The following is a 24,373-nucleotide window of genomic DNA, read 5'->3' on the forward strand; positions in this document are numbered from 1 at the left end:
CGGGTTGGGCTCGAGCGACTGTGGCGCAGAACGCTGAGAAGGGTGTCACTGGAGAGCAAGCGCCTGGCAACTCAGGCATTTACGGTCAGTGCAAACGAACAACGGGTCACGCAACGGACTCGGCTGGGAAAGGCGCCTGATCCGGAGTCAACTGCAGGCCCATCAGGGCGCGGCGCTGGGCATCTCGGAAGGCTGCGGTAGCGAACAGACGAATCAGATTAAGACCGGCCTGGGTGTGCCCACACCTACTCGATGACGGCTGCCCACCGCCGATTTGTCACTGAGGAGACTCGACATGAGTGATGCAATGTCCGAGCCGGATGCCCCGCTCGGCGGTCACGGCGTTCGGTCCGCCGAGAGAGTCGTGCCTGCCTCCGGTCCTCCCGACGGCAAGCTCCGCGGAAATCTCGGCACGCTGAAGCTGTCGTTCACCGCCCTCGCATTCAACGCGCCTTTGCTGGTGGTAGGGGGGTTCGTCCCCGTGATCACGGCCGTCGGAAATGGCCTCGGCGCGCCGATCGCTTTCGTAGCCATGGGTGCGCTCCTCATGGTGTTCTCTGCCGGTCTCAACGCGATGGCGACCCACATGGTGCGGCCCGGGGCATTCTACGCCTACATCGCGCGCGGCCTCGGTCGTCCACCGGGCTTAGGGGCGGCCTTTCTCGCGATTCTCACCTACGTCGCTCTGGGCGCAGGAACCTTCTCGCTCTTTGCAGTAGCAGTCGGCGACTTCTCCTCCACCTTGCTTGGAGCGTCCGGTTCGGGACCCTGGTGGATCTGGGCGCTCGTGAGCTGGGCGACAGTCACAATTCTCAGCCTCTTCAACGTGGAACTGTCCGCAAAGGTCCTCGGCGTGGCGATGTTGTTCGAGATTGCGGTCATAGCGATCTGGGATGCGCGCGTCTTCTGGGAAGGTGGCCCCGATGGCATCGCAGTTCCCGTGTTTTCTCACTTCTTCGACGGTTCGCCAGCGCTCACATTCTTGTTCATCGCAATGTGCATGACCGGGTTTGAGTCGTTGCAGGTATTCCGGGAGGAGACGCGTGATCCGGTGCGGACCGTTCCGCAGGCTACCTACATTGTCGTAGCCTTCCTTGCCGTATTTTACGCCATCTCGACGTATGCCTACATCGTTTCGGAAGGGTTCGGGGAGGGGGTGATCAACGGTGCGACAAACCCGACCGGTACAGTTCTTGCTTCCATCGAACGATACGCAGGAAGTGTCGTGACAGATGCCGCCAGCCTGTTGCTGATGACCAGTAGCTTTGCCTGCACGTTGGCTATCCAGAACATCACGTCCCGCTACCTCTATGCTCTCGGCCGCGACCAGGTCGTTCCGGCCAAGTTGGGGCAAGTGAGCGACCGACACGGAAGCCCAGCCGTCGCAAGCATTGTGAGCGGCGCGATGATTCTTTTCATCATCCTGATTCCCGTACTCGGCGGGGGCGAACCGATCGAGACGTACACGGTGCTCCTAGGCCTCGGGGGATACGGAATTCTCCTGCTCTGGACGCTGACGAGCGTTTCCGTGTTCGTCTTCTTCCGACGTAATGCGAGGTGCGTGGCAGGTACCTGGAGTTCGACCGTGGCACCGATCCTCTCACTGCTGGGACTGGGCATCTTGGTCTGGCTTGCGACCGATAATCTCAGCCTTCTCGTCGGGAACCTCCGGACTGCTCAGCTCATCCTAATATTCGCGGCCATCGTCGCGGTTGTCGGCGCGGGACTTTCCTTATGGTGGCGAAAGTCCAATCCAGCGGTTTACAAAACGATCGGTCGGCAAGAGCCGTGACGTTTCCAAAGCGGTCGCGGACAGTAATCGAAGGGAGTCCCTTTGAGGAAGACGGCACCATGAAAGCATAAGTCTTCGTGAGCCCCGCGTAAGTAGCCCGTAAACGCTCGTCGAGCGCTAGATGGTTCAGAACCGGAAAGGCCGCGCGAAAATGGAAACCACCCCTCAACGCCTTCGCTGCCACGCTCGGAGGCCGCATCGTCCCAGTGTCAATAACCAACTAACGGGAATGTTCCAAGATCGGCTCTCTCTGATTTCGTGATCAACTGCCGGTCTGGTGGCTGGTCTATCGCATGTCGGCGTCGGTTGACATACGTGGCGCTGCGGGACAAGTCTACCGGTGCTGGTTTACATAGGTTGGGAGTGGCCCAGTGTTGGTGATGTCTAGTACAGGCCGCTGCCCATACGCGCCGCTGAAGGCGATGGAGGAGAAAACGTGACTCAGTATGCAGTTGTCGACCCGTCGACCGGTGAGCGAGTCCGGCAGTACTCGATTGCTACCGACGAAGAGGTCCGGGCATCGCTGAACTTGGTGGATTCGGGCTACCGTCGGTGGTCCCGTGAGTTCTCAGTGGCTCAGCGGGCATCGCTGATTCGCACCGTGGGTGAACTTCACCGGGAACGCCGAGATTCACTCGCAACCAAGATGCATCAGGAGATGGGCAAGGCGATCGACCAAGCTCTCGGTGAGGTTGACTTCTCGGCCACTATCTACGAGTACTACGCCGACCATGCCGAGGAATTCCTCGCTGATGAACCCGTTGCGCTAGATGATGGCCGGGGAGAGGCGTTCGTTCGCCGCGTCCCACTAGGCCCCATCCTTGGCATCAAGGCGTGGAACTACCCAATCGCCTTGGTTGCGCGACTCGTCGCACCCAACGTCGTGCTCGGTAACACGATCCTGATGAAGCATGCGCCTCAGTGCCCGAGCTCGGCGGTGGCCATCGAGGAGATCTTCACCGATGCTGGAGTCCCGGAAGGCGTGTTCAAGAACATCTACGCGACCAACGAGCAGATCCGGGACATCATCGCTGATCCGCGGATTCAGGGCGTGTCCCTCACCGGTTCGGATCGCGCTGGGGCTGCAGTTGCCGAAGTTGCGGGAAGGCATTTGAAGAAGGTTGTGCTCGAGCTGGGAGGGTCAGATCCCTTCATTGTGCTCGACTCGTACGACCTCGATGCTACGGTGGAGGCTGCCTACGCCGCCCGGATGGTCAGCAACGCCGGACAGGTCTGCAACGCTCCCAAGCGAATGATTGTGCTTGAGGATGTTTATGACGAGTTTTTGCAGCGGCTGATCGCGAAGATACAGGGCGCTGACAATGGAATCGCTCCACTGTCGTCTCTTGAAGCAGCTGAAAAGCTCGAGAGGCAAGTGCAGCAGGCAGTGCGCTCGGGGGCGAAACTGTACGCGAAGGGTGAACGACGGGGCGCGGCGTATCCTCCGGCTGTTCTGGCCGATCTAGACCCGGCTGCGGATGTTTGCAAGGAGGAATTGTTCGGGCCTGTTGCCCTCGTTTTCAAGGCGACTGATGAAGACGAGGCGGTAGCGATCGCGAACGACACTCCATACGGTCTTGGGTCGTACGTGTTCGGCTCGGACACCCGACAGACCCAGCGGGTGGCGGAAAAGCTCGACGCGGGCATGGTCTACATCAACCTCGTGCAGGCGGATGCGGTGCAGGCTCCGTTCGGTGGAGTTAAGCGCTCGGGGTTCGGGCGCGAGTTGGGCAGCTTCGGGATCGATGAATTTGTGAACAAGAAGCTGATTCATACGCGTTGAGGTAGCCGGGCTGCACCACGGCCTCCGCTCCTCTTGCCCGGGGGCCAGATCGCAGCGACCGCCATAACCCTCTCACAAATATCGGAGCACTCGTGAAGAACGGCGAAATATCCTACTGGAGGTCGAACGCTGGGGCCTCATCTGCGAACTGGCCTCGGCTAGACGAGGACTTGAATGTAGATGTCGCGATCATCGGAGGGGGTTTGACCGGGCTGTGGACGGCGTGGGTGCTCAAACAGCGTGACCCCAGCCTCGAGGTGGCGGTCTTCGAGGGCGAGGAAATCGGATACGGCGCGTCGGGACGCAACGGTGGGTGGCTCTCGGCGAAACCGGTTGGAATGCGACGAGTCCTAGCGCGAGGCACTTCGGGACGAGCGGGTGTTCTCGCGATCGATCGTGTTCTGGCGAGCTCGATCCACGAGATTGTCGAGATTCTCGGGGCCAGCGAGATCGACGCGCACCACGGCGGGTGGCTGGAGATCGCGCGGTCCAGGAGCGAGTTGGCACGGATCAAGCATCACCTTATGGACGCGCAGAGCTGGGGTGTGGAGCCTGAACGGGTGCGTCTGTTGGGTGCTGAGGAGGTTCGCAATCGGGTCAAGGTGAGCGGGGCGCTCGGAGGCCTGTACTCGCCGGACAACTACCGCGTAGACCCTTACAAGCTCGTTCTTGCTGTTGCTAACCTTGCAGCATCAAGTGGGGCAGCGATCTACACGTCGTCTCGGGTGCACAACGTCACCGATGGACGCCGTCTCAGAGTCGGCGACTTCACTGTGCGGGCCAGACAGCACATCGTCGTTGCGACCGAGGGATACTCCGGACGGGAGACAGGGCGCAGCCGCTCCCTGCTTCCGATGAACAGCGCAATGATGGTGACTGAGCCCCTGACCGACGAGCAGTGGCGAATGGTCGGTTGGGAGAGTGCGGAAGGAATCCGCGGCGTGGCTCATACCTTCTTTTACGGCCAGCGCACACCAGATGGTCGAATCGCCATCGGCGGACGAGGCCATCCCTACCGATTCGCATCCAAGCTCGATCACGATGGCAGGGTCGACGAAAAGACTGTGACCGCTCTGAGTAACCTGTTGCGTGACCTCTTCCCCCAGGTCTCCGCGCGACCCGTCCACGCCTGGTGCGGAGTTATCGGCGTGACCCGTGACTGGTCTCCTTTCGTAGACACGGATCCTTCGAATGGAATTACCAGGGTTGGCGGATACGCGGGGCAGGGGCTGACGGCTTCCTACGTCGGCGCCCGGATCGTGGCGGACTTGCTCTGCGGCAAATCCACGGAGCTGACCGAACTTCCCTGGGTGAGGCCTATGCCACGGCGCTGGGAGCCTGAGCCACTGAGGTGGGTAGGCGCACATGGGCTCTATAAGGCGTATTCGATCGCTGACCGTATGGAAGCGCGTCGAGACACGGAGCGCACCGCGTGGCCGGCGCGGCTCGCAGACCGGATCGCTGGGCGATAGTTCGTTGAGGTTCGAATCGGGCGGGAGAGCATTGCAACCTATTCGGGAGGCGGTGTAGCGCATGCACGGGCTCTTAGGAGGTATCGAGTGTTGATCGGGTTTCCCCGTGAGTCGAAACCGGGGGAGACCCTGGTGGCGACCGTGAAGACAGCCGTACAGGTGGAGGAGCTCGGTTACGAGGTGGTCGTCGAACGCGGCGCCGGCGTGGCTGCGGACCAGTCGGACGAGGCGTTCGAAGCGGCCGGGTTCGCGGTCGTCGACGCGGAGGCAGTGTGGTCCAGTGACGTCGTGGTGAAGGTCAACGCCCCCACCGACGACGAGGTCACCCGGCTGCGCTCGGGTGCGACGGTGATCTCGATGATGGCGCCGGCCCGCAGCCCGGAGCTGGTCGAGCGGTTCCGGGACCAGGGGGTGACCGCGCTGGCGATGGACGCGGTGCCGCGGATCTCGCGGGCTCAGTCGATGGACGTGCTGTCGTCGATCGCCAACGTTGCGGGCTACCGCGCCGCGGTCGAGGCGGCTTACGAGTTCGGTCGGATGTTCACCGGCCAGGCGACGGCGGCGGGCAAGGTGCCGCCGGCGCGGGTGTTCGTGGTCGGTGCCGGTGTCGCCGGCCTGGCGGCGATCGGTGCGGCGTCGGCGATGGGTGCGGTGGTGCGTGCCTTCGACGTGCGGCCCGAGGTGGCCGAGCAGGTCGAGTCGATGGGCGCGGAGTTCGTGCAGGTCGACTTCAAATCCGAGGTGTCCTCCGACGGCTACGCCAAGGAGATGACTGCCGAGCAAGAGGCGGCGACCGCGGCGATGTACGACGAGGAGACGCGCAATGCCGACATCGTCATCACGACAGCGCTGGTCCCGGGCAGTCCGGCGCCGAGGCTGATCTCGGCGGAGACAATCGCCGGGATGCGCAACGGCTCCGTGATCGTCGACATGGCCGCGGCTAACGGCGGCAACGCCGCCGAGACGGTGGCCGACGAGCGGGTGGTGACCGAGAACGGTGTGACCGTGCTCGGCTACACCGACCTCGCCAGCCGGTTGGCCGCGCAGACGAGCCAACTCTACGGCACCAACATCGTCAACCTGCTTAAGCTGCTCACCCCGGAGAAGGACGGGCAGCTGAAGCTGGACATGGACGACGTCGTGCAGCGCGGAATCACCGTGACCCGCGACGGCGCGTTGACGTGGCCCCCGCCGCCGGTGCAGGTGTCTGCGGTTCCGGCGGCCGCTCCCGCAGCGGAGCCGGATGCTCCAGAGGAGCCCGAGAAGCCGGCCGACCCGCGCAGGAAGGTCGTTGCGGCGGCGCTGGCCGCGCTCGCGTTCGCGGGGCTGGCGGCGTATTCACCGCCGTCATTCCTGGGGCACTTCACGGTCTTCGCGTTGGCGGTCTTCGTGGGCTACTACGTGATCTTCAACGTCGCGCACGCCCTGCACACGCCCCTGATGAGCGAGACCAACGCGATCTCGGGGATCATCCTGGTCGGCGGCATCCTGCAGGTCGGCAGCGACAACCCCGTGGTGACCGCGTTCGCGCTCGTCGCTGTGCTGGTCGCCAGCATCAACATCTTCGGTGGCTTCCTGGTCACCCTCCGCATGCTCGAGATGTTCCGGAAGGACTGACCCATGACCGACTTCCTGAACTCCGAGGCTGCCGGGTCTGGTCACCGCGGCTTACAACATCGCCGGCGTCCTCTTCATCGCCGCGCTCGCCGGCCTGAGCAAGCACGAGACCGCCAAGCGCGGCAACATCGCCGGCATTGTCGGCATGACCGTCGCGCTGGCCGCGACGCTGCTGCTGGCTGCGCGAAACGCGTCGTACGACGGCCTTGGCAAGGTCACCTCCGTCCTCGGAATGATCATCGCCGCTATGCTCATCGGCGGGCTGATCGGCGCCTGGAAGGCGCGCACGGCCGAGATGACCGGCATGCCCGAGCTGGTCGCGATGCTGCACAGCTTCGTCGGCCTGGCCGCGGTGCTGGTCGGCTATAACTCCTTTTTCGAGGCCGCCGAGCACGGCGGCGACGTGATCCATGCGGTTGAGGTGTTCCTCGGCGTCTTCATCGGCGCGGTGACCTTCACCGGCTCGATCGTGGCCAACCTCAAGCTGAGCGCGAAGATGAAGTCGGCGCCGCTGTGCTGCCCGCGCGACACCTGCTCAACCTGGCGATCCTGATCGCCTCGGCGGCGTTGATGGTGTGGTTCGTGGCTGACCAGTCCCAGGCCGGGCTGCTGCCGCTGGGCGTCATGACCGTGCTCGCGCTTTTCCTCGGCTTCCACCTGGTGGCGGCCGTCGGCGGCGGCGACATGCCGGTCGTGGTGTCGATGCTCAACTCCTACTCCGGCTGGGCCGCGGCCGCTGCCGGCTTCATGCTGAGCAACGACCTGCTGATCATCACCGGCTCCCTGGTCGGCTCCTCCGGCGCGATCCTGTCCTACATTATGTGCACGGCGATGAACCGCTCTTTCGTGAGTGTCGTCGCTGGCGGCTTCGGCACCGACGGCGCCGTCTCAGGGGAGTCCAGGGACTACGGCGAGCATGGCGAGGTCCAGGCCGACGCGGTCGCCGAGATGCTCGCCGACGCCAAGTCCGTCGTCATCACCCCCGGCTACGGCATGGCCGTGGCGCAGGCGCAGTACCCCGTCGCCGACCTGACCGCCAAGCTGCGCGCCAAGGGCGTCGACGTCCGCTTCGGCATCCACCCCGTCGCTGGCCGACTGCCGGGGCACATGAACGTGCTGCTCGCCGAGGCCAAGGTCCCCTACGACATCGTCCTGGACATGGATGAGATCAACGCCAGCTTCACCGACACGGACGTTGTGCTCGTCATCGGCGCCAACGACACCGTCAACCCGGCCGCTGTCGAGGAGCCCGGATCTCCGATCTCCGGCATGCCGGTGCTGGAGGTGTGGAACGCCCGCGATGTCGTTGTCTTCAAGCGCTCCATGGCCACCGGGTACGCCGGCGTGCAGAACCCGCTGTTCTTCAAGGACAACACCCAGATGCTCTTCGGCGACGCCAAGGACCGGGTCGGCGACATCCTTCAATCCCTTCCACCGGACCGCCCGTCGCTGCTCGACCAGCGCTACCTGCAAGAAGCTCACTGAGGGGGCAGCCGTGCACACCTTGTTCAGTACCGTTCTCACCTGTAATTCCACGGCGGAAGGGTTGACGAACTTCGAGCTGACCGCGACGCATCGTGCCAACCACGGTGCAGAAGACCCAGGTCGACATGTTCGGCACGACATCGCGGTTCCCAACGAGGAAGGAGCTCAAATCTCCGAGGCGGTGGAGCACAACGAGGCGGTCTTGGCGAAGCTGGGACACGACTGCACCGGGGCCAGCGGCCTCGTGGCCCACGGCTGGGAACAAAAGCAGTGACCTGGGTGAACTCCGACGAGGACCTCGCCGCCGATGTGGCCGTCCGGCTGGCGCGGTGGGCCGGTGGCCTCCAGCCCACGGCCGAGGATCTGGCTCTCGCCGAGCGGTCCCTGCGCGACACGGTGGCGGTGGCCGTGGCGGCACGCGGTCACGACGTCCTCGAGGTAGCACGGGCCCTGGGGGAGGCCGGCCGCTGGGCCACGGCCAGTCACGTCATCGACTACGACGACCTCCACATGGAGTCCACCACCCACATCAGCACCGTGTGCGTCCCGGTGGCGCTCGCCACCGGGGGCGGGGCCCGCGCCTACCTCGCCGGGGCCGGTGTCATGGCGCGGCTGGGCATGTCCCTCGGCTGGCGGCACTACTCCTCCGGCTGGCACGCGACCACCACGGCTGGCGCGCTCGCCGCCGCGGTGGTGGCGGGGGTGGCCCGGGGGCTCGACGCCGACGGACTCGCCCGGGCGATGGCGCTAGCCGTCCCCGCCGCGGGTGGCGTGCAGCGAGCCTTCGGGACGGACGCCAAATCGCTCCAGGTCGGCCAGGCGGCCGACGCCGGCGTGCGTGCTGCCGGGCTGGCTGCGTCCGGCGCCACCGCCGACACCGGCGCTGTCGAGGACTGGCTGCGGCTGCTCGGAGGCGACCCCGCGGTCGTCGACGTGTCCGGGCCCGCAGTGCCCGGCGGGCTGGCGGTCAAGATCTACCCCGCGTGCTACGCCCTGCAACGGCCGATCACCGCGATGCGGGAGGCCGTGCGCGGCGTGTCGGTCGACCCGGCTGCGGTACGCCGGATCGAGGTGCACACCCCCGCCGCGACCGTGCAGCCGCTGATCCACCATCGGCCCACGGACGGGCTCCAAGGCAAGTTCAGCCTGGAATATGCCGTCGCGACCGCGCTGCTGGACGAGCGCCACGGCTTCGAGGAGTTCGGCGACGAGGCCGTTCGGCGTCCGGAGGCTAGACGACTGGTCGACCTCGTCGACACGGTGCTTGAGGACTCGGGCGACTGGCTGCTGGCGGGGACGGTCCGGGTGGTTGTGCACACCGACGAGGAATGCCATGAGGCGTCTCTGCAGTTCCCCCCAGGCTCCCCGCAGCGCCCACCGACCCACGACGAGTTGGGGGAGAAGGTCGCCCTATGCCTCGACGGCAGCGACGTCCCCGCCGACGAGATCACATGGGCGGGGTCTGCGCAGGTCTTGCACCGCACCCTGTCCCTGGGCTTACCCCGACCTACTCGCATCGCAGGAGCTGCGAGCTCGTCTTCGACGACATGCAGGTGCCCCGCGGTCCCAGCTGCTCAGCGACACTGAGGGCGAGGACATCACCCAAATGTGCGGCCTCGAGATCGGCCAGCTTTTAGATGGCCGGCCGCGCCTCGGAGTCGGTCGGGCCGTGCTGGAGGCCGCGCTAGCCTACAGCCGGAGCGGGCGAGCTTCGGCCAGCCGGGCCGCACCGGCCCGCTGACCTTCGTCAACCGTGCGGCTCGAGCTCTCCCAGAGCGAGGTGCGCGTGGTCGACGAGAACGACATCGTATACCGCTCCGCCGACTCAGGGGCGCTGCCGGCGCGTGAGCCGGGACCGGTGCCCGAGCGGTCCGCCCGAATCGACCTCGCGATCGACGAAGCTTTCCTGGCCGGTTCTCGGCCCTGACCTACAACGCGCACCGCATCCACTACGACCATGTGAGCCAGGAGGGCTGCGACTACCTCGTCGTCCACACGGCCCGCTCCAGGCCCTGATAATGGGGGAGATCCAACGCCGTCTCGGGGCGGGCCTGGGTCGCACGTTCGACTACCGACTCGTCGCCTCATGGTCGGCCCGCAGACGTTCAGCATGCTGTCCACCGAGGACGGTTTCGACGCCGGGGCCGAGGTTCGGCCAGCTCGGGGTGTGGTCACGGTGGTCAACACGCTCTCCTCCGTGTGAATTGTCTACTCCGCCAGTCGAGATTCCAGGGGCAGGACCAATCAGGCAGTTCAGTTTCCGGAGGCGATCGACGCTCGTGCCGTCATGATGCAATGCCGTTCCGAGGAGTCGCGACTACGCGCCGCCGAATTTATAGAGGTTGAATGATCAAGAGGTTCCGGGTCGGGGGTGAGGCCGGTTTTGGGCGAGGAAGCCGGTCAGCAGGTGGGCTCGGAATTGGATTCGTTTGAGTCGGTTGCGTACGACAGTGGCGAGGTGATCGACGTTGGTGACGGCGAGGCTGCCCTTGACGTTCGACCAGACGCTCTCGGTGGGGTTGAGGTCGGGGGCGTAGGCCGTAGCTGAATGACGTGGAGGCAATCCCGGCTGGCGATCAACTGCTGCATCGCGGCTGATGTGGGTGTTGAGGTTTTCCCAGATGGCCACGATCGGGGCTTTCAGGTACTGGTGGGCGGCATCCAGCAGGGGGCGTAGCCATTTTCGGCGAGGCTGCGGCGTTCGCCCCTGCGAGCACGGTGAACTTTGACCCGATACAGCGAGTGTGGGCGTGTGTCGGGGTGGCAGAATAGACTGGCGACCGCTTTGTGCCTGCCGCCACAACTACGCCGCCACGCCGTGATGGCTTCTTCGTCGCGTTCGATCGGGCGATGCGCGGGCATTTATGGGCTGAATCTCATGCGATGCAACGACATTGAGACTCCACACAGGGTGTACTGGACCCGGAACAGCCGAGCGATCAGGTCCGCCATCCGCGTCAGGCCACCGCTGATCCTCGGTGTAGCCGTTCGCAGCGCGACCTTCCTGCAGCACGGCGGCCAGCCGGTCCTGCTATTGGCCGCGGTGGAGGCCACGAACCGTTGCGTGGCTTTGGCTCGGTGTGCGGGGTGTCCGTCGACGATGAGATAGCCCGGCCCGCGTGCGTCGTGTAGCAGGCGTTTGCAGAAGTCGATGGACACTGCGGCGGTGGTGTTGCCCTCGTTGACCATGAACCGCAGCGTGCCGGCGGGGGTGACCGCCGAGAGCATGTCGACCGAGAATCGGGCTTCGGTGCGCTCGACCACCGGGGTGTTGGCTACTGGGGCCCAGGTGGTGCCGGAGTGATAGTCCGAGCGGATCCTGGCCTCGTCGGCGAAGTAGATCAACGCGTCTTCACGGGCGGCCTGGGTCTGGATTCGGGATATTCCTCGGTTTTCACTGTGGCACAACATCCGGGTCTTGTTGATAGGCCCGGTGCAGTGGAGGCCGTAACCGGCATCGGCGACCACCACCGGCGGCGCCAGCCCCTGCTCGGTCAGCTCGTCCAGAGTTTCCAGGCCAGCCGCCACTTTTCGCCGTAGTACTGACGCGCCACCGCCACCGACTGATCACCCGACTTGGGAAACGAAACATCATCGACCACCCATGCCTGCGGACCGATCGCGTCGATCACCTTGGCCACTATCGTGCGCAACACCGGCTCGTGGTCCCACTGCGACTGGTTCACAAACTGCTGCAAGGCCTGCATGTTCCCATCCGGCAACCGTTCGGCCTCGACTGAATCGACTTACGCGGACCGCCCAGCATCAACCCGCGCAAAAAAACAGTCCCCCTGCCGCCGCTGATCCTTCCGCGATACCGAGGCGAACACCTCACCCACGAACTCGCTTGACTCATCCCGAAGACGTTCCACCGCAACAAGATCAGCAACATGCGAGATCAAGACTTAACGAAATGCTACTAGGGCCCTGTAGAGGGATCGGGTGCCCCGGCTTTCAGGTGCTGGCGTCAAGAGCCCGCACACCCACAGGTCAGGCGTCGAGGCCGCCTCGTTGGACCAGTTGGCGGACGATGACGTTGCGCTGGATCTCGTTGGTGCCCTCGCCGACGATCATCAGCGGGGCGTCGCGGAAGTAGCGTTCGACGTCGAATTCGGTGGAGTAGCCGTAGCCGCCGTGGACGCGGACGGCGTTGAGCGCGATCTCCATCGCCGTTTCCGAGGCGAAGAGTTTGGCCATTCCGGCTTCCATGTCCACGCGACGTCCGGCGTCGTACTCCTGGGCGGCGTGCAGGGTCAGCTGGCGGGCGGCGGAGAATGAGGTGGCCATGTCGGCCAGGTAGTTGCCGACGGACTGGTGCTTCCAGATGGGCTTGCCGAACGACTCGCGCTCCTGGGCGTAGTTCAGCGAGTCTTCCAGTGCGGCTCGGGCGACGCCGAGAGCGCGTCCGGCGACCTGCAGTCGTCCGGTCTCCAGGCCTTTCATCATCTGCGAGAAGCCCTGGCCTTCGGTGCCGCCGAGGACGGCGTCCGGGCCGACCCGGTGGTCGTCGAAGGACAACTCGCAGCTTTCAACGCCCTTGTAGCCGATCTTGGGCAGGTCGCGTGAGACCTCCAGTCCGGGGCCGTGTTCGACCAGCAGGATCGAGATGCCCTTGTGGGCCGGGTTGGCGTCCGGGTCGGTCTTGCACAGCAGCGCGATCAGCTGGGACCTGCGGGCGTTGGTGATCCACGTCTTGGAGCCGTTGATCAGGTAGCCCTCGTCGTCGCGGCGTGCGACGGTGCGCATGGCCTGCAGATCGGAGCCGCCTCCCGGTTCGGTCAGGGCCATGGTGGCCCGGATTTCCCCGGTTGCCATCTTCGGCAGGTAGTGGCGCTTCTGCTCCTCGGTGCCGAAGTGCAGCAGCAGCTTGGAGACGACGGTGTGGCCGCCCATGGCGCCGGCCAGGCTCATCCAGCCGCGTGCGAGTTCTTCGGTGATGAACACGTAGCACGGCGTGGAAACCGGTGTCCCGCCGTACTCCTCGGGGATGGTCAGGCCGAAGATGCCGAGCTGCTTCATCTGCTCGATGAGGTCCTCGGGGTAGGTGTTGGCGTGTTCGAGTTCGTTGACGACCGGGCGCACGTCCTTGTCGACGAAGTCGTGGACGGTGTTGACGATGAACTGCTCGTCCTCGGAGAGGATGTCGAGAGCGTTCACGTTTGCTCCTTGGTGATCTTCTGTGGGCCGTCAGACGACGTTGTCGGTCCGCAGGCCGGCGATGTCGGACTGGCTGTAGCCGAGTCCGGTGAGGACGTCGTCGGTGTGCTGGCCGAGGTCGGGAACGGGGTCCATGCGAGGTTCGATTCCGGCCAGGTCCGCGGGCGGGACTAGGGCCTGCACCACGGCTCCAGGGATCTGCACGTCGCGCCAGCGGTTGCGGTCGCGCAGCACGGGATGTTCGAGGAACTCGGCGACGTCGTTGACGCCGGCGTTGGCGATACCCGCCTGGTCCAGGATCTTCATGACCTCGCGGCTGTCGGTGCGGGCGAATCGCTCGCGCACGAGCGCGTTGAGCTCGTCGCGGTTGGCCACGCGGTCGGAGTTCGTCGCGAAGCGTGCATCATCGGCGAGATCGGGGCGCTCGAGGAACTGCTCACACAGAGCGATCCATTCGTGCTCGTTCTGGATGGAGAACAACACGTCCTTGCCGTCGGCCGCGGTGTAGGCGCAGTAGGGGGCGATCGTGGCGTGCTGGGTTCCGAACCGCGCGGGCTGGGTGCCGCTGTGGCGGGTGTAGTAGGCGGGCTGGCTCATCCATTCCGCCAGCGCCTCGAACAGCGAGACCTCGACGGCGCGGGCCTCGCCGGTGGTCGCACGGGTGAACAAGGCGGTGAGGATTCCCGAGTACGCGTACATCCCGGCGGAGATGTCGGCGATGGACACGCCGACGCGGGCCGAGGACTCCGGGGTTCCGGTTAGCGACACCAGTCCGGTCTGGCATTGCACGAGCAGGTCGTAGGCCTTGCGGTCGGACCACGGTCCGTCCGTTCCGTAGCCGGAGACCGAGCAGGGGATCAACGACGGGAACCGCTCGGACAGAGACGCGGCGTCGAGGCCGAGCCGACTGGCCGCGCCCGGTCCCAGGTTCTGCACGAACACATCGGCCTCGGCGAGCAGCTTGTCGAGAACGTCCCGTCCCTGTGCGGACTTGAGATCCAGCGTGAGGGATTCCTTCGAGCGGTTCAGCCACACGAAATAGCTCGAGTGGTCGTGCACGGTGGTGTCGTAGCGGCGCGCGAAGTCACCTCCGCCCGGGCGTTCGATCTTGATCACGCGGGCGCCCAGATCAGCGAGCTGTCGAGTGGCGAACGGTGCCGCCACCGCCTGCTCGATGCTGACCACCGTGATGCCCGCGAGCGGGAGCTCACTCATGCGCTGACCTCCATTGGCCTCGTCTTCCGCGTTCGCGCCATGAGGAGCATCATGAGCTTTCATGAGAGGGTTCGTGAAATAGCAATTTCTGATGTAGGCATGCTCGGTGCGGATAGGAGGAAGTGGCCGTGGACGTCAAGCAGCTCAAGGCGCTTGTGACGGTTGCGGAGGTGGGCAGCGTCACCCGAGCTGCGGAACTGTTGCACCTGGTCCAGCCCGCCGTGACCCGGCAGATCCGCACCCTGGAACAGGAGCTCGGGATCCCGCTGTTCGAACGCACCCGGCAGGGAATGCGGCCCACTGAAGCCGGCACGGTCATGGTTGACCGCGCGCGGCGAGCGCTCAACGAGCTCGAACGCGCTCGCGTCGAGCTGCAGCCCACACCCGGTGTGGTCACCGGGCTCGTCACCGTCGGCCTGCTTGAAAGCACGACCGCTCTGCTCGCCGAGCCCCTGGTGTCAGTGATCGCCCAGAACCATCCCGGTATCGAGCTGCGGTTGATGACTGGTTATTCGGGGCATCTCCAGCAATGGCTCGACGAGGGAGACCTGGATCTGACGTTGCTCTACAACCTGCCCAGCACGCCCTCGCTCAACGCGCAGCCGCTGGTGCAGGAGAGCCTGTGGGCGGTGGCGCCGCCGTTGGACGCGCTGAGCCCGGACCGGCCCGTCCCCTTCGAGGAGGTCAGCACGCATCCGCTCGTGATGCCGGCCGCGGGTCACGCCTTGCGCACGTTGGTCGACGAGGCGGCCGCTCGGGCGAAGTCAAAGGTGAACGCGGTCGTCCAGACGAACTCGATGTGGGTGCAGAAGCAGCTCGTTCAGGCTGGATACGGCTGGACCATCCTGCCGGCTGCAGGTATCGCCGCCGACGTCGCCCGGGGCGAATTGAGCGCGGCTCCACTGTGCGAGCCGGACGTGTACCGCTCGGTCGTGCTCGGAACGCAGCGGGCGGGCCGTACGCCACCGGCGGTCGAAGTCGTCGTACGAGAGCTGACCCACCTCATCAACACTGCGGTGCGCCAGTGGAGATGGCCTTCGGCGCAGCTCCCGGAAAACGGGGCCGACGTGCGCCACGAGTAACTGCAACGGCCACCCTCTTCGGCCTGGCGCGGCCGACGTGTCCTGCATGTTGACCGTGCCCGTGACGAAAGAGGCAGCGGTCAGGACTTCGATGCCGTTGAGGAATGCAGATATCACGGATTTCTATTTCCCAACTCGATGCATAGCCGCACATGATGTGTGTCACCAACGGACCGAGCACCGGAGTCGAGTCGGTTGCCTCAGGAACACTCAGTTCTCGGGTTCACCCTCGGCGGCACGGTCGCCTTCTACATCTTCACCACACCTACCTGCAGAAGTACTTTGTGAACACCGCAGGCATTCCCAAGCCGACCGCGGCGGTCATCAACTTCTGCGCCTTGCTGTTCTTCATGCCGTTTCAGCCGTTAGTCGGAGCGTTGTCGAACCACATCGGGTGGCGCCCGGTCATGTTCATCTTCTCGATCTGTCTGATGGTGCTGACCGTGCCGCTCATGACCGTGCCCGGAGAAGCCCATAGCCCCATCGTGGCGTTCATACTGATGGTCGTCGGGCTAACTTTCGTGTGCGGATACTCGACGCTGTCGTCGATCATCAAGCCCGAGATGTTTCCGACCAAGGTACTCGCGCTGGGAGTGGGGTTGTGCCACGCACTGATCACCGCCACGTTCGGCTGGATGGCCGAGTCGATCGCCCTGACCTTGAAAAAGCCGGTGTCGAAGGCGCCTTCTTCTGGTACGTCACGGGGTGCATCCCCTTGACGTTCATCACGAAGTTGCTTGTGCGTGAGCCGCCCAAGCAGTCGCCTTTGGGCGACATTGATTCGGTGCCCGAAGAGTGTGAGCTGACTCGGGCTCAGTCAGAAAGAATGATTCCGGATCGGCGGGTGTGCGCGCCGTGCACACCCGCCGATCAACGATTTGGAGGGCGCATGCCAACCCGTTCGAGCGTGCTGGGAACTTATGTGGATTCGTGGGATCCGTGTCCGTTGACCGACGATGAGGTGCTGTCGGCGGCGCCGGTGGCGGCGTTGTCGGCTGTGCTGAACCAGTCGAGACCTGTTGCCGGAGTGGGAGAGGCGCTGCCACCACTGTGGCACTGGTTGTACTTTCTGCGCTGGCCGAAGCAGGATGAGTTGGGTGAGGACGGTCATCCCGGCAACGGGCACTTCCTGCCGCCGATCCCGGGCCGGCAGCGGATGTTCGCCGGCGGCCGTTGCGAGATCGCCGAGCCGCTGAGCGTCGGTGCGCGCACCGAGCGGACCAGCAGTATCGCCAACGTCGCGGTCAAGCAGGGGCGGACCGGCGAGATGGTGTTCGTGACCCAGCGCAACGAATTCCGCCAGCACGGGCACACGTGTCTGGTAGAGGAACAGGACATCGTGTACCGGTCCGACCGGAGCGCGGGGGATCATCCTGATGCGGTGGACACGTCGGCGACACCGCAACCGGGCGGTGATTGGCAGCTGGCTGCACGGCCTGATCCGGCGCTGCTGTTCCGGTTCAGTGCGTTGACCGCGAACGCGCATCGCATCCACTACGACAGTCCGTATGTGCGGGAAGAGGAGGGCTACCCGGAGCTCGTCGTGCACGGTCCGTTGCTGGCGGTGTTGATGCTGGAGCTGGTGCGGCGCAACGATTCGCGACGAGTGCGTTCACTGTCGTTCCGTCTGCGCAGCCCCGTTTTCTCACGGGAACAGATCGTGGCGTCCGGAAATCCTTCAGCCGATGGGGCTATGCTGCAGGTGGCGACGCACCGGGATGATCGGCACGCGACGGCGGAGGTGATGTTCGCGTGAGACTGACCCGCGATCAGATCGCCACCGCCCGCAGCTTCTTGTTCGTGCCCGGTCACCGGCCCGACCGTTTCGACAAGGCCGCCGCCTCAGGTGCCGACGTCGTGGTTGTTGATCTCGAAGACGCCGTCTCCGCTGCTGACAAGGACCGTGCGCGCGGCTACGTCTCGGAATGGCTGGAACACGGCAATGCCGCCCTGGTGCGCATCAACCCCTTCGAAACGACCTGGTTCGAGGCCGATCTCGACACCGCGATGCGGTACGGCTGCCCGATTATGGTCCCCAAGGCCGATTCCGTTGCCGCGCTGGCCGACCTCGGATGGTGCACGGCCGGAAAGTGCGACCTAGTGGCGCTGGTCGAGACCGCCGCCGGAATCGAGCGCGCCAACGAAGTGTGCGCCACGGCCGGAATCATCCGCCTCGCCTTCGGAAACGCCGACTTCGGCGCCGAAGTCGGCGTCGCACCCAACGACCACCTGGCGCTGACGTACGCGCGGTCCAAGCTGGTCAGCGCCTCAGCCGCAGAGAAGCTGGCGCCGCCCATCGACGGCGTGACGATCTCGATCGAGGACACCGTGGCTCTGAACGCCGACATCGAGCACGCCAGCCGCCTCGGCTTCACCGGCAAGCTGTGCATCCACCCGAACCAGGTCCCGATTGTCTCAGACGGGTTCGCGCCGTCCGAGAGCGACAGGAAATGGGCCCGCACCGTCATCGAGGCCGGTGAATCGGTCACCCGCGTGAACGGGCAGATGATCGACAAGCCTGTGTTGGAACGCGCTCGTCGAATTCTTGGCGCGTGAGGTGGTGCTGGCGGCTCATCGAGAGGTCGATATTGGCGGGGCCATGCGTGGCGGGAATGGTCAAGGCAGTCGTCTCGAGGTGGCGGGGCGAGAAGGTGTGCGGTACGAGTGAGCGACGGGCGGCCCGTGCTCGGGCGAAGGGCGGAACCGTCCTGGCCTAGCAGTGCGAGGGCACCGGGCGACCGTTGGTGTTGCTGGTCGGGCAAGCCAACAACCACCACTGGTAGGACGCGAGGGGGTGTGCTGCAGGGATTCCGCATATGGAGGGTCACTTGCACAGCGGGTCAGCTCGTCAGCGAGAGTGATTCGAGGCTTGGGGCGGTTCTTGAGCGCAGCTCGTTCGTGCCCGTCAGTTCCGGAGGTAGGACTGCAGGTTGAGCATGGCCTCCTCGAGAAGGGGGGTCAGTGGTGCATACGGGTCCTTCAGCCACATCTCGTAAGCCGACATCGACAAAGCGAGCGAGATGTGGCCGGCGGCTCGGGGGAGTAGGTCATCGGGGGAGTGGCCTGTGCGGTGGGCGACGTAGTCGGCGATGACTGCGCGCCATTGCGTGTAGCGCAGTACGGAGTGTGCCTGCAGCTCGGGTGTGGTGAGGATGATCTGCATGCGTTCGCGGTGGGTGGGTGCGGCGTTGTCGGGGAATTGGTTGAACTCGACGATGCTGCGGTGGACGGCTTCGTGAAGTGGCAGATCGTTGGGTTGATCGTTGAGGATTGTGCGGAAGTCGTTCAGGCGGCGGTCGAACTGGCCCCAGGGGATGTCGTTCTTGGATTGGTAGTAGCGGAACAGTGTGCGGCGTCCGATCCCGGCTTCGGCGGCGATCGCGGCGATGGTGGTGCCGTCGAATCCGTGCTCGGCGAAGAGCCGGAATGCCGCTTTCTCGATCTGGGCGTGGGAGGTCGCGACCGGCCGCCCGAGCCGTGGTTTCTCGCTCGTCACGGGGGTGAATCTACCGGTGCTGGCTTCCGGTTCTGCATGGCCATTGGGAATGCGGGCGAAAGCGGTGCGTCATACCCGTCGACTTTTGGCCCCCGGTGCCATAACGTCGAGGGTGTCCCACCCGGGGACATGTGAGGAGCCAGTCATGGAGACGTCCGGCGCGCAGTCCGAGCCTGAAACCGCCGAAGTCGCTGAGGAATTGCTGGTCGAAGAGGTGTCGATCGACGGCATGTGCGGCGTGTACTGAGGCGGCGATCCGGATGGCAGCGATGCTCGACGAGCCCTGGACCCTGTCGCCGTCGGTGCGCCTGCGTCCGGAACCTTTCGGTGCGCTGGCGTATCACTTCGGCAATCGCAAGCTGATGTTTTTGAAGCGGCCCGAGTTGGTGGCGGTGGTCCGGGGGCTCGCCGAGCAGCCCCACATCCGTTGTGCGCTTGCCTGCGCTGGTGTTCCGGAGCGCCAGTTCTCCTCCTATGTCGCTGCGCTGCGTGGTCTTGCGGCTGCCGACGTGATCCTTCGACGTGATGAAGAGGTGACTGCATGACCGTCACTACCGAGCATCCCGCCAATGCGGTGCAGCGCCCGGTGGGAGGCAGTCTGGTCGATCAGTTCGAGTACGGTCTCGACGCGCCGATCTGCTTGACCTGGGAGTTGACTTACGCCTGCAATCTTGAGTGCGCGCACTGCCTTTCTTCCAGTGGTCGACGCGACCCGCGTGAGCTGACGACTGAGCAGTGCAAGGCGATCATCGATGAGTTGCAGCGGGTGCAGGTCTTCTACGTCAACATCGGGGGTGGTGAGCCGACGATTCGCCCGGACTTCTGGGAGTTGCTCGAGTACGCGGTTGCCCATGATGTCGGGGTGAAGTTCTCCACCAACGGGATTCGCCTCACCCCTGAGCGCGCACGGTTCCTGGCGTCCACGGATTACGTCGACGTGCAGATCTCGCTCGACGGTGCCACAGCCGAGGTCAATGACCGCGTCCGCGGCCCGGGTACCTACGCCACCGCGATCCAGGCGTTGGAGAACCTGCAGCGTGCCGGTTTTGAGGACGCGAAGATCTCGGTGGTGTGCACGCGGGAGAACATCCTGCAGCTCGATGAGTTCAAGGCGCTCGCTGACCGATACGGTGCGACGCTGCGACTGACGCGGTTGCGTCCGTCCGGGCGCGGGGCCGATGTGTGGGATGACCTGCATCCTCTTCCGGAGCAGCAGCGGGTTCTCTACGACTGGTTGATGGCCAACGGTGAGAACGTGCTCACCGGCGACTCCTTCTTCCACCTCTCTGCTTTCGGTGAGTCACTTCCCGGGCTGAACCTGTGCGGTGCCGGGCGAGTGGTGTGCCTGATCGACCCGGTCGGGGACGTGTACGCGTGTCCCTTCGCCATCCACGACGACTTCCACGCGGGCAACGTCCTGGCCGAAGGCGGCTTCCAGCAGGTCTGGCAGACGTCCTCGTTGTTCACCGAGCTCCGGTCTCCGCAAACCGGCGGTACCTGCAGCAGCTGCCAGTTCTTCGATTCCTGCCGTGGCGGGTGCATGGCCGCGAAGTTCTTCACCGGTCTACCGCTGGACGGCCCCGACCCGGAGTGCGTCCGCGGGTTTGGCGAGGCAGCGCTCGCACAGGGGCGCACGATCCCGGCAGCCAGCCAGGACCACTCGAGGACGACTCCGACCCGCAACCAGCCCGTCCTGTTGCAGCTCTCTCGACGGCCAGAGAATTTGGAGACTGCGATCAGCCCGAAGGCCGCGCCGGTGTCCGCGTGTGCTGAAAGCCCCTTGGCCGGCTTCGATCCGACCGCTCCGACCACCTGACCGTCCCGACGTGTGATCAGAGGAAACCATCGTGTCCAACATGCCTTCCTGGCTTTCGAGGGTCGAGAACCCGTGGAAGCAGAATCCCTGGTTCGAATCGGTGGCCGTCGCGCAGCAGCGCGCGCGCGAGCGACTGCCCGCTCCGGTGTACGGGGCGCTGGTGGCGGGCAGTGAGCGTGGCCAGACCGTCGCGGACAATCAGGCCGCCTTCGGCGAGATCGGTCTGGCCCCGCACGTGGCCGGTCAAACGCAGGAACGTTCTATCGGCACGCGCGTGTTCGGTCAGGACGTCTCGTTGCCGGTGCTGATCAGCCCCACGGGTGTGCAGGCCGTACATCCGGAGGGGGAGGTGGCGGTGGCTCGGGCGGCTGCCGCGCGCGGCACCGTCATGGGGCTGTCGAACTTCGCGTCCAAATCGGTGGAGGACGTGACGGCGACTGGAGCCACCACTTTCTTCCAGATGTACTGGACCGGTGACCGGGAGACTATGGTCCAGCGGATGACTCGAGCCCATCGGGCCGGAGCCCGAGGGCTGATGGCCACGCTCGACTGGTCGTTTTCGATGGGGCGCGACTGGGGCAGCCCCGAGATTCCCGAGAAGGTGGACCTCAAGACCATGGTCCGGATGGCACCCAAGGTCGCCACGAAGCTCCGCTGGCTGTCGACGTTCGCGGCCTCGGGCGTCGTCCCCGATCTCACCGCGCCCAATCTCGCCCCGCCGGGCGGCGCCGCGCCGACCTTCTTCGGCGCGTACTACGAGTGGATGACCACCCCCCCGCCGAGCTGGGACGATGTGGCTTGGATGGCCGAGCAGTGGCGGCAGATCTCCGGCACCCCGTTCGTGCTCAAGGGGGTGTGCCGGGTCGACGACGCACTGCGCGCGGTCGATGCCGGTGTTGCCGGTCTGTCGGTCTCGAACCACGGCGGCAACAACCTCGACGGGACGCCTGCGGCCATCCGGATGGTCAAGCCGATCGCCGACCGTGTCGGCCACCAGGTCGATGTCGTCATGGACGGAGGCGTGCGCCGGGGCTCGGATGTCGCCAAGGCCGTGGCCCTCGGAGCCAAGGCAGTCCTCATCGGACGGTCCTACCTATGGGGATTGGCGGCCAACGGGCAGCCCGGGGTGGAAAACGTCCTGGACATCCTGCGCGGAGGAATCGACTCGGCCCTCCGTGGCCTCGCGGTCCCCTCGGTGCAGGACCTAACTCCGGAACACCTGCTCGTACCTGAAGGCTTTCACCGCGAGCTCGGTGGTTCGGTGCCGCAGGTCTCGGCCGGTCTGTGACGTGTGGGAGCGCTAAGCGCTCCCGTCACCGGCATGGCGCAGTTTGATTCCACCGCACGGGCGCGTCGTCGCGACCTCGCCGAAACCCTGGAAGTCGCTGTGAGTGCTTCGCGTACCGCGGTGGACTCGCGCTTCTGCCCTGGAACAGCTCCGGTTCGGTCAGACCGTGTCGCCGCAGCCTCTCACATTGCCCTCGGCATCTCTGGTGGGATCTAGCACCGCGCATCACGCAGACGTCGACGACGATCGTCGCGGTGCAGGCCGACTCGGAGGCACCGATCTTTCGAGATCGTTGACTGCGGAGATGTGGGAGACCGGTTCACCATCAACTTACCAATCGCCGCCGAGGTCATCCAACCAACGGCTGATCCTGAAAGGAATAGAGCGCGGTGAACATGTTGTGCGCGTGTCTGTGCAAGGTCGCGGGCCACCAGGGTATTTGCCTCGGGGAGGCCGATCCCCGAAACACACCTCCAGAACACGCCGCGAAGCTCTTCGCTTCCGGCCGCTTTTGCGGTGCCTGTTATAACGCGGCCACTTCGAGGGAACAGGACATGGGAACCATTCGCACCGAATACCGGGCGCACCGGAGCGCATTGCGAAAATAGCTGGGATCTGGCCATAACCAGCCAAGGTCCGGGTGATTGGCCCGTTCGGCGAGCTTGGGTGATTTGGGGCTGGCGTTGGCGATGAGCCAGGAGCTGACTCCCGAAGCGATCGACACGTCCTCGACGTCCATGTAAAGAGGGCGTTCTACGTTACCCAGCCCGCGTTCGCCGTGATGCGGGACAAGGGGTACGACAGGATCGTGTTCACGGCATCCGCCGCTGGCCTCTTCGGCAGCCCGAACAAGCCAACTACGCGGCAGCCACGGGAGCGGTACTGGACTTGGCCAAAGTCGTGGCCCTCGAAGGCGCCCCAAACGGGATCAAGACGAACACCATTCTCCCTGCCGCCGCCAACCGGATGGCCGCCGGCATGAACCTCGAAACCCTCGCTGGATTGCCCACAACGCCAGCGCACGGCGAGCCCGAGATGGTCACCGCAATGGCGAGTTACCTCGCCAGCGAGAAGAACCCGTATAACCACGAGGCGATTTCCATCGCGCGTGGTCGTTATGCCCGCCTCTCATCGGGTGACCGGCGGGCACCACGTGCCTTCCGATGCGCCTGTCGCCACCGCCGACGACATTGCCGCGCACATCGATCAGACCCGTGACCAGAACGGATACCATGTGCCGGGCTCGACGGTCGAGAAGTTTGCTCTCGTTCCCTGAACCGATTAGATCACCATCCGCAGGCGGGTACAACAGCCCGCCTGACGCTCACCGTGGGGGCACACGTCGGGTCTGCTCAGGTTTGGGGGTTTTCCGTTGCAGGCCGTGCGGCTGCGGTGGATCGCAACGGCCCCCAAGCTTGGTGATCGCTCGGGGGCATAAGGTCCCCGTCGCGCCTGATGCTCTGTGCGTGCGAGAACTTCAGTAGCGAATGAATCTAATTGGTGCGGTGGGCTCCCGAGGACCAAGCGGGGACCGCACGGTGCGCACGACGTCCACGTAGGACTTACGGGGTCACAATCCTCGTGCCGCCGGTGCGGCGGCGGGTGTGGGGACCAGGCGGGGACCGCACGGTGTGCACGGTCCCCGCGTCAGGCTCGCGGAACCACCACCCTCGTACCCCCAGTGCTCTCCTGACCAGGTAAAACACCGGCGCGGACGTACTGGGGGTCAAGGGGTCGTGGGTTCGAATCCCGCCGTCCCGACCGGTGAGAAATGCCCGTTGATCTGCGAGTATTCGCAGGTCAACGGGCATTTTTGTTTTTCGCTGTGGATCAGTGGTGATCGCGGCTCGCAACGCAGTAGGCGTGCACTCCGCCGTTTCCCGTGGTGCCGTCGCGCGGTGGGGCAACCTGGTGCTGATCGTGATCACTTGCCCGAGCCGGTGATCGCGGCTACCCGTCGCCTGCCGGGCCACCTCATCTCGTGGCATCACCCCGCCTCGGGCCCGTTGTCGTCCCCACGCCCCTCGACGATCATCGTGAGATCTCTCAGCGCCTCGACCGGAAGGTCGTGGGGCGCGAACAGGCGCTGGAGGAACGCGTCGGCGACCAGTGCTTTGCGGGTGCCGTGGCCGGACTTCGCCTCCCACGCGGACGGCTCGACGAGCAGGGT

The 24,373-nt window shown here is 65.0% G+C and carries 21 protein-coding genes and 2 pseudogenes; 17 read left to right on the top strand and 6 right to left on the bottom strand.

Going from position 1 to position 24,373, the window contains the following annotated elements; genetic code table 11:
• Positions 1–295 precede the first annotated feature (295 nt).
• The 8 genes and pseudogenes from E1202_RS07845 to E1202_RS31715 all read left to right on the top strand — a co-directional run bounded on the left by E1202_RS07845 (position 296) and on the right by E1202_RS31715 (position 10,076).
• The gene (locus E1202_RS07845) at positions 296–1,792 is read left to right on the top strand and encodes an APC family permease (protein WP_132681901.1); all 1,497 of its coding nucleotides are present in this window, start codon (positions 296–298) and stop codon (positions 1,790–1,792) included.
• Between the two features lie 436 nt (positions 1,793–2,228).
• Positions 2,229–3,575: an aldehyde dehydrogenase family protein gene (locus E1202_RS07850; RefSeq protein ID WP_132681902.1), complete on the top strand. Its 1,347-nt coding sequence runs from the start codon at positions 2,229–2,231 to the stop codon at positions 3,573–3,575.
• 92 nt (positions 3,576–3,667) lie between these two features.
• Positions 3,668–5,047: an NAD(P)/FAD-dependent oxidoreductase gene (locus E1202_RS07855; protein WP_132681903.1), complete on the top strand. Its 1,380-nt coding sequence runs from the start codon at positions 3,668–3,670 to the stop codon at positions 5,045–5,047.
• Positions 5,048–5,134: 87 nt separating this feature from the next.
• Positions 5,135–6,664, top strand: a complete 1,530-nt coding sequence (locus E1202_RS07860) for a Re/Si-specific NAD(P)(+) transhydrogenase subunit alpha (RefSeq protein WP_132681904.1) — start codon at positions 5,135–5,137, stop codon at positions 6,662–6,664.
• Between the two features lie 94 nt (positions 6,665–6,758).
• Positions 6,759–8,149 (top strand): annotated as a pseudogene (gene pntB / locus E1202_RS07865) (Re/Si-specific NAD(P)(+) transhydrogenase subunit beta).
• A 10-nt stretch (positions 8,150–8,159) separates the two neighbouring features.
• Complete coding sequence (locus E1202_RS07870) at positions 8,160–8,423, top strand: hypothetical protein (RefSeq protein WP_132681905.1); 264 nt, start codon at positions 8,160–8,162, stop codon at positions 8,421–8,423.
• On the top strand, positions 8,420–9,736 hold the full coding sequence (locus E1202_RS07875) for an MmgE/PrpD family protein (RefSeq protein ID WP_207918505.1): 1,317 nt from the start codon (positions 8,420–8,422) through the stop codon (positions 9,734–9,736). Before E1202_RS07870 ends, E1202_RS07875 begins: the two co-directional genes overlap by 4 nt.
• 166 nt (positions 9,737–9,902) lie before the next feature.
• The gene (locus E1202_RS31715; RefSeq protein ID WP_207918506.1) at positions 9,903–10,076 is read left to right on the top strand and encodes a hypothetical protein; all 174 of its coding nucleotides are present in this window, start codon (positions 9,903–9,905) and stop codon (positions 10,074–10,076) included.
• 423 nt (positions 10,077–10,499) lie between these two features.
• Here the strand turns inward: E1202_RS31715 and E1202_RS07885 are convergent, their stop codons facing one another.
• From E1202_RS07885 to E1202_RS07905, 5 genes and pseudogenes are all read right to left on the bottom strand, one after another.
• Entirely contained in the window at positions 10,500–10,778 is a 279-nt protein-coding gene (locus E1202_RS07885; protein ID WP_235877850.1) for a hypothetical protein, read from the bottom strand.
• A gap of 233 nt (positions 10,779–11,011) precedes the next feature.
• A complete protein-coding gene (locus E1202_RS07890; protein ID WP_235877866.1) occupies positions 11,012–11,560 on the bottom strand; it encodes a transposase in 549 nt (182 codons plus the stop codon).
• Positions 11,561–11,593: 33 nt separating this feature from the next.
• Positions 11,594–12,048, bottom strand: a pseudogene (locus tag E1202_RS32075) (transposase); the annotation flags it as partial.
• A gap of 91 nt (positions 12,049–12,139) precedes the next feature.
• The gene (locus E1202_RS07900) at positions 12,140–13,306 is read right to left on the bottom strand and encodes an acyl-CoA dehydrogenase family protein (RefSeq protein WP_132681908.1); all 1,167 of its coding nucleotides are present in this window, start codon (positions 13,304–13,306) and stop codon (positions 12,140–12,142) included.
• A gap of 30 nt (positions 13,307–13,336) precedes the next feature.
• Entirely contained in the window at positions 13,337–14,521 is a 1,185-nt protein-coding gene (locus E1202_RS07905; RefSeq protein WP_132681909.1) for a CaiB/BaiF CoA transferase family protein, read from the bottom strand.
• Between the two features lie 128 nt (positions 14,522–14,649).
• On the opposite strand from E1202_RS07905, the gene E1202_RS07910 reads away from it, so the two are divergent.
• The 4 genes from E1202_RS07910 (at position 14,650) to E1202_RS07925 (ending at position 18,159) form a co-directional block, all read left to right on the top strand.
• Positions 14,650–15,603, top strand: coding sequence for a LysR family transcriptional regulator (locus tag E1202_RS07910; protein ID WP_132681910.1), 954 nt, complete (start codon positions 14,650–14,652; stop codon positions 15,601–15,603).
• A gap of 284 nt (positions 15,604–15,887) precedes the next feature.
• Complete coding sequence (locus tag E1202_RS07915; protein WP_132681911.1) at positions 15,888–16,322, top strand: MFS transporter; 435 nt, start codon at positions 15,888–15,890, stop codon at positions 16,320–16,322.
• Positions 16,323–16,549: 227 nt separating this feature from the next.
• Entirely contained in the window at positions 16,550–17,359 is an 810-nt protein-coding gene (locus tag E1202_RS07920) for an FAS1-like dehydratase domain-containing protein (protein ID WP_235877852.1), read from the top strand.
• Entirely contained in the window at positions 17,356–18,159 is an 804-nt protein-coding gene (locus tag E1202_RS07925) for an HpcH/HpaI aldolase/citrate lyase family protein (RefSeq protein WP_132681912.1), read from the top strand. The genes E1202_RS07920 and E1202_RS07925 overlap by 4 nt, the downstream gene beginning before the upstream one ends.
• A 349-nt stretch (positions 18,160–18,508) precedes the next feature.
• Here the strand turns inward: E1202_RS07925 and mftR are convergent, their stop codons facing one another.
• A complete protein-coding gene (gene mftR, locus E1202_RS07935; RefSeq protein ID WP_132681913.1) occupies positions 18,509–19,099 on the bottom strand; it encodes a mycofactocin system transcriptional regulator in 591 nt (196 codons plus the stop codon).
• 145 nt (positions 19,100–19,244) lie between these two features.
• Here mftR and mftA point away from each other — a divergent pair, with 145 nt between their 5' ends.
• The 5 genes from mftA to E1202_RS07965 all read left to right on the top strand — a co-directional run bounded on the left by mftA (position 19,245) and on the right by E1202_RS07965 (position 23,421).
• The gene (gene mftA / locus E1202_RS07940) at positions 19,245–19,346 is read left to right on the top strand and encodes a mycofactocin precursor MftA (protein WP_132681914.1); all 102 of its coding nucleotides are present in this window, start codon (positions 19,245–19,247) and stop codon (positions 19,344–19,346) included.
• A gap of 13 nt (positions 19,347–19,359) precedes the next feature.
• Complete coding sequence (mftB, locus tag E1202_RS07945) at positions 19,360–19,644, top strand: mycofactocin biosynthesis chaperone MftB (RefSeq protein ID WP_132681915.1); 285 nt, start codon at positions 19,360–19,362, stop codon at positions 19,642–19,644.
• The gene (gene mftC, locus E1202_RS07950; RefSeq protein WP_132681916.1) at positions 19,641–20,915 is read left to right on the top strand and encodes a mycofactocin radical SAM maturase; all 1,275 of its coding nucleotides are present in this window, start codon (positions 19,641–19,643) and stop codon (positions 20,913–20,915) included. The genes mftB and mftC overlap by 4 nt, the downstream gene beginning before the upstream one ends.
• Positions 20,916–20,955: 40 nt before the next feature.
• Positions 20,956–22,203: a pre-mycofactocin synthase MftD gene (gene mftD, locus E1202_RS07955; protein WP_132682019.1), complete on the top strand. Its 1,248-nt coding sequence runs from the start codon at positions 20,956–20,958 to the stop codon at positions 22,201–22,203.
• 819 nt (positions 22,204–23,022) lie between these two features.
• Positions 23,023–23,421: an SDR family oxidoreductase gene (locus tag E1202_RS07965; RefSeq protein ID WP_207918515.1), complete on the top strand. Its 399-nt coding sequence runs from the start codon at positions 23,023–23,025 to the stop codon at positions 23,419–23,421.
• The last annotated feature ends 952 nt before the right edge of the window (positions 23,422–24,373 follow it).

The sequence above is a fragment of the Saccharopolyspora karakumensis genome (genome assembly GCF_004349225.1).
GTDB lineage: Bacteria > Actinomycetota > Actinomycetes > Mycobacteriales > Pseudonocardiaceae > Saccharopolyspora > Saccharopolyspora endophytica.

Bases quoted from the DNA above. Each gene is read 5' to 3' on its own strand.
- E1202_RS07845 (WP_132681901.1), top strand. From the start codon at position 296: ATGAGTGATGCAATGTCCGAGCCGGATGCCCCGCTCGGCGGTCACGGC.
- mftD (WP_132682019.1), top strand. From the start codon at position 20,956: ATGCCTTCCTGGCTTTCGAGGGTCGAGAACCCGTGGAAGCAGAATCCC.
- E1202_RS07890 (WP_235877866.1), bottom strand. From the start codon at position 11,560: ATGTTGTGCCACAGTGAAAACCGAGGAATATCCCGAATCCAGACCCAG.
- E1202_RS07905 (WP_132681909.1), bottom strand. From the start codon at position 14,521: ATGAGTGAGCTCCCGCTCGCGGGCATCACGGTGGTCAGCATCGAGCAG.
- mftA (WP_132681914.1), top strand. From the start codon at position 19,245: ATGGAGACGTCCGGCGCGCAGTCCGAGCCTGAAACCGCCGAAGTCGCT.
- mftC (WP_132681916.1), top strand. From the start codon at position 19,641: ATGACCGTCACTACCGAGCATCCCGCCAATGCGGTGCAGCGCCCGGTG.
- mftB (WP_132681915.1), top strand. From the start codon at position 19,360: ATGGCAGCGATGCTCGACGAGCCCTGGACCCTGTCGCCGTCGGTGCGC.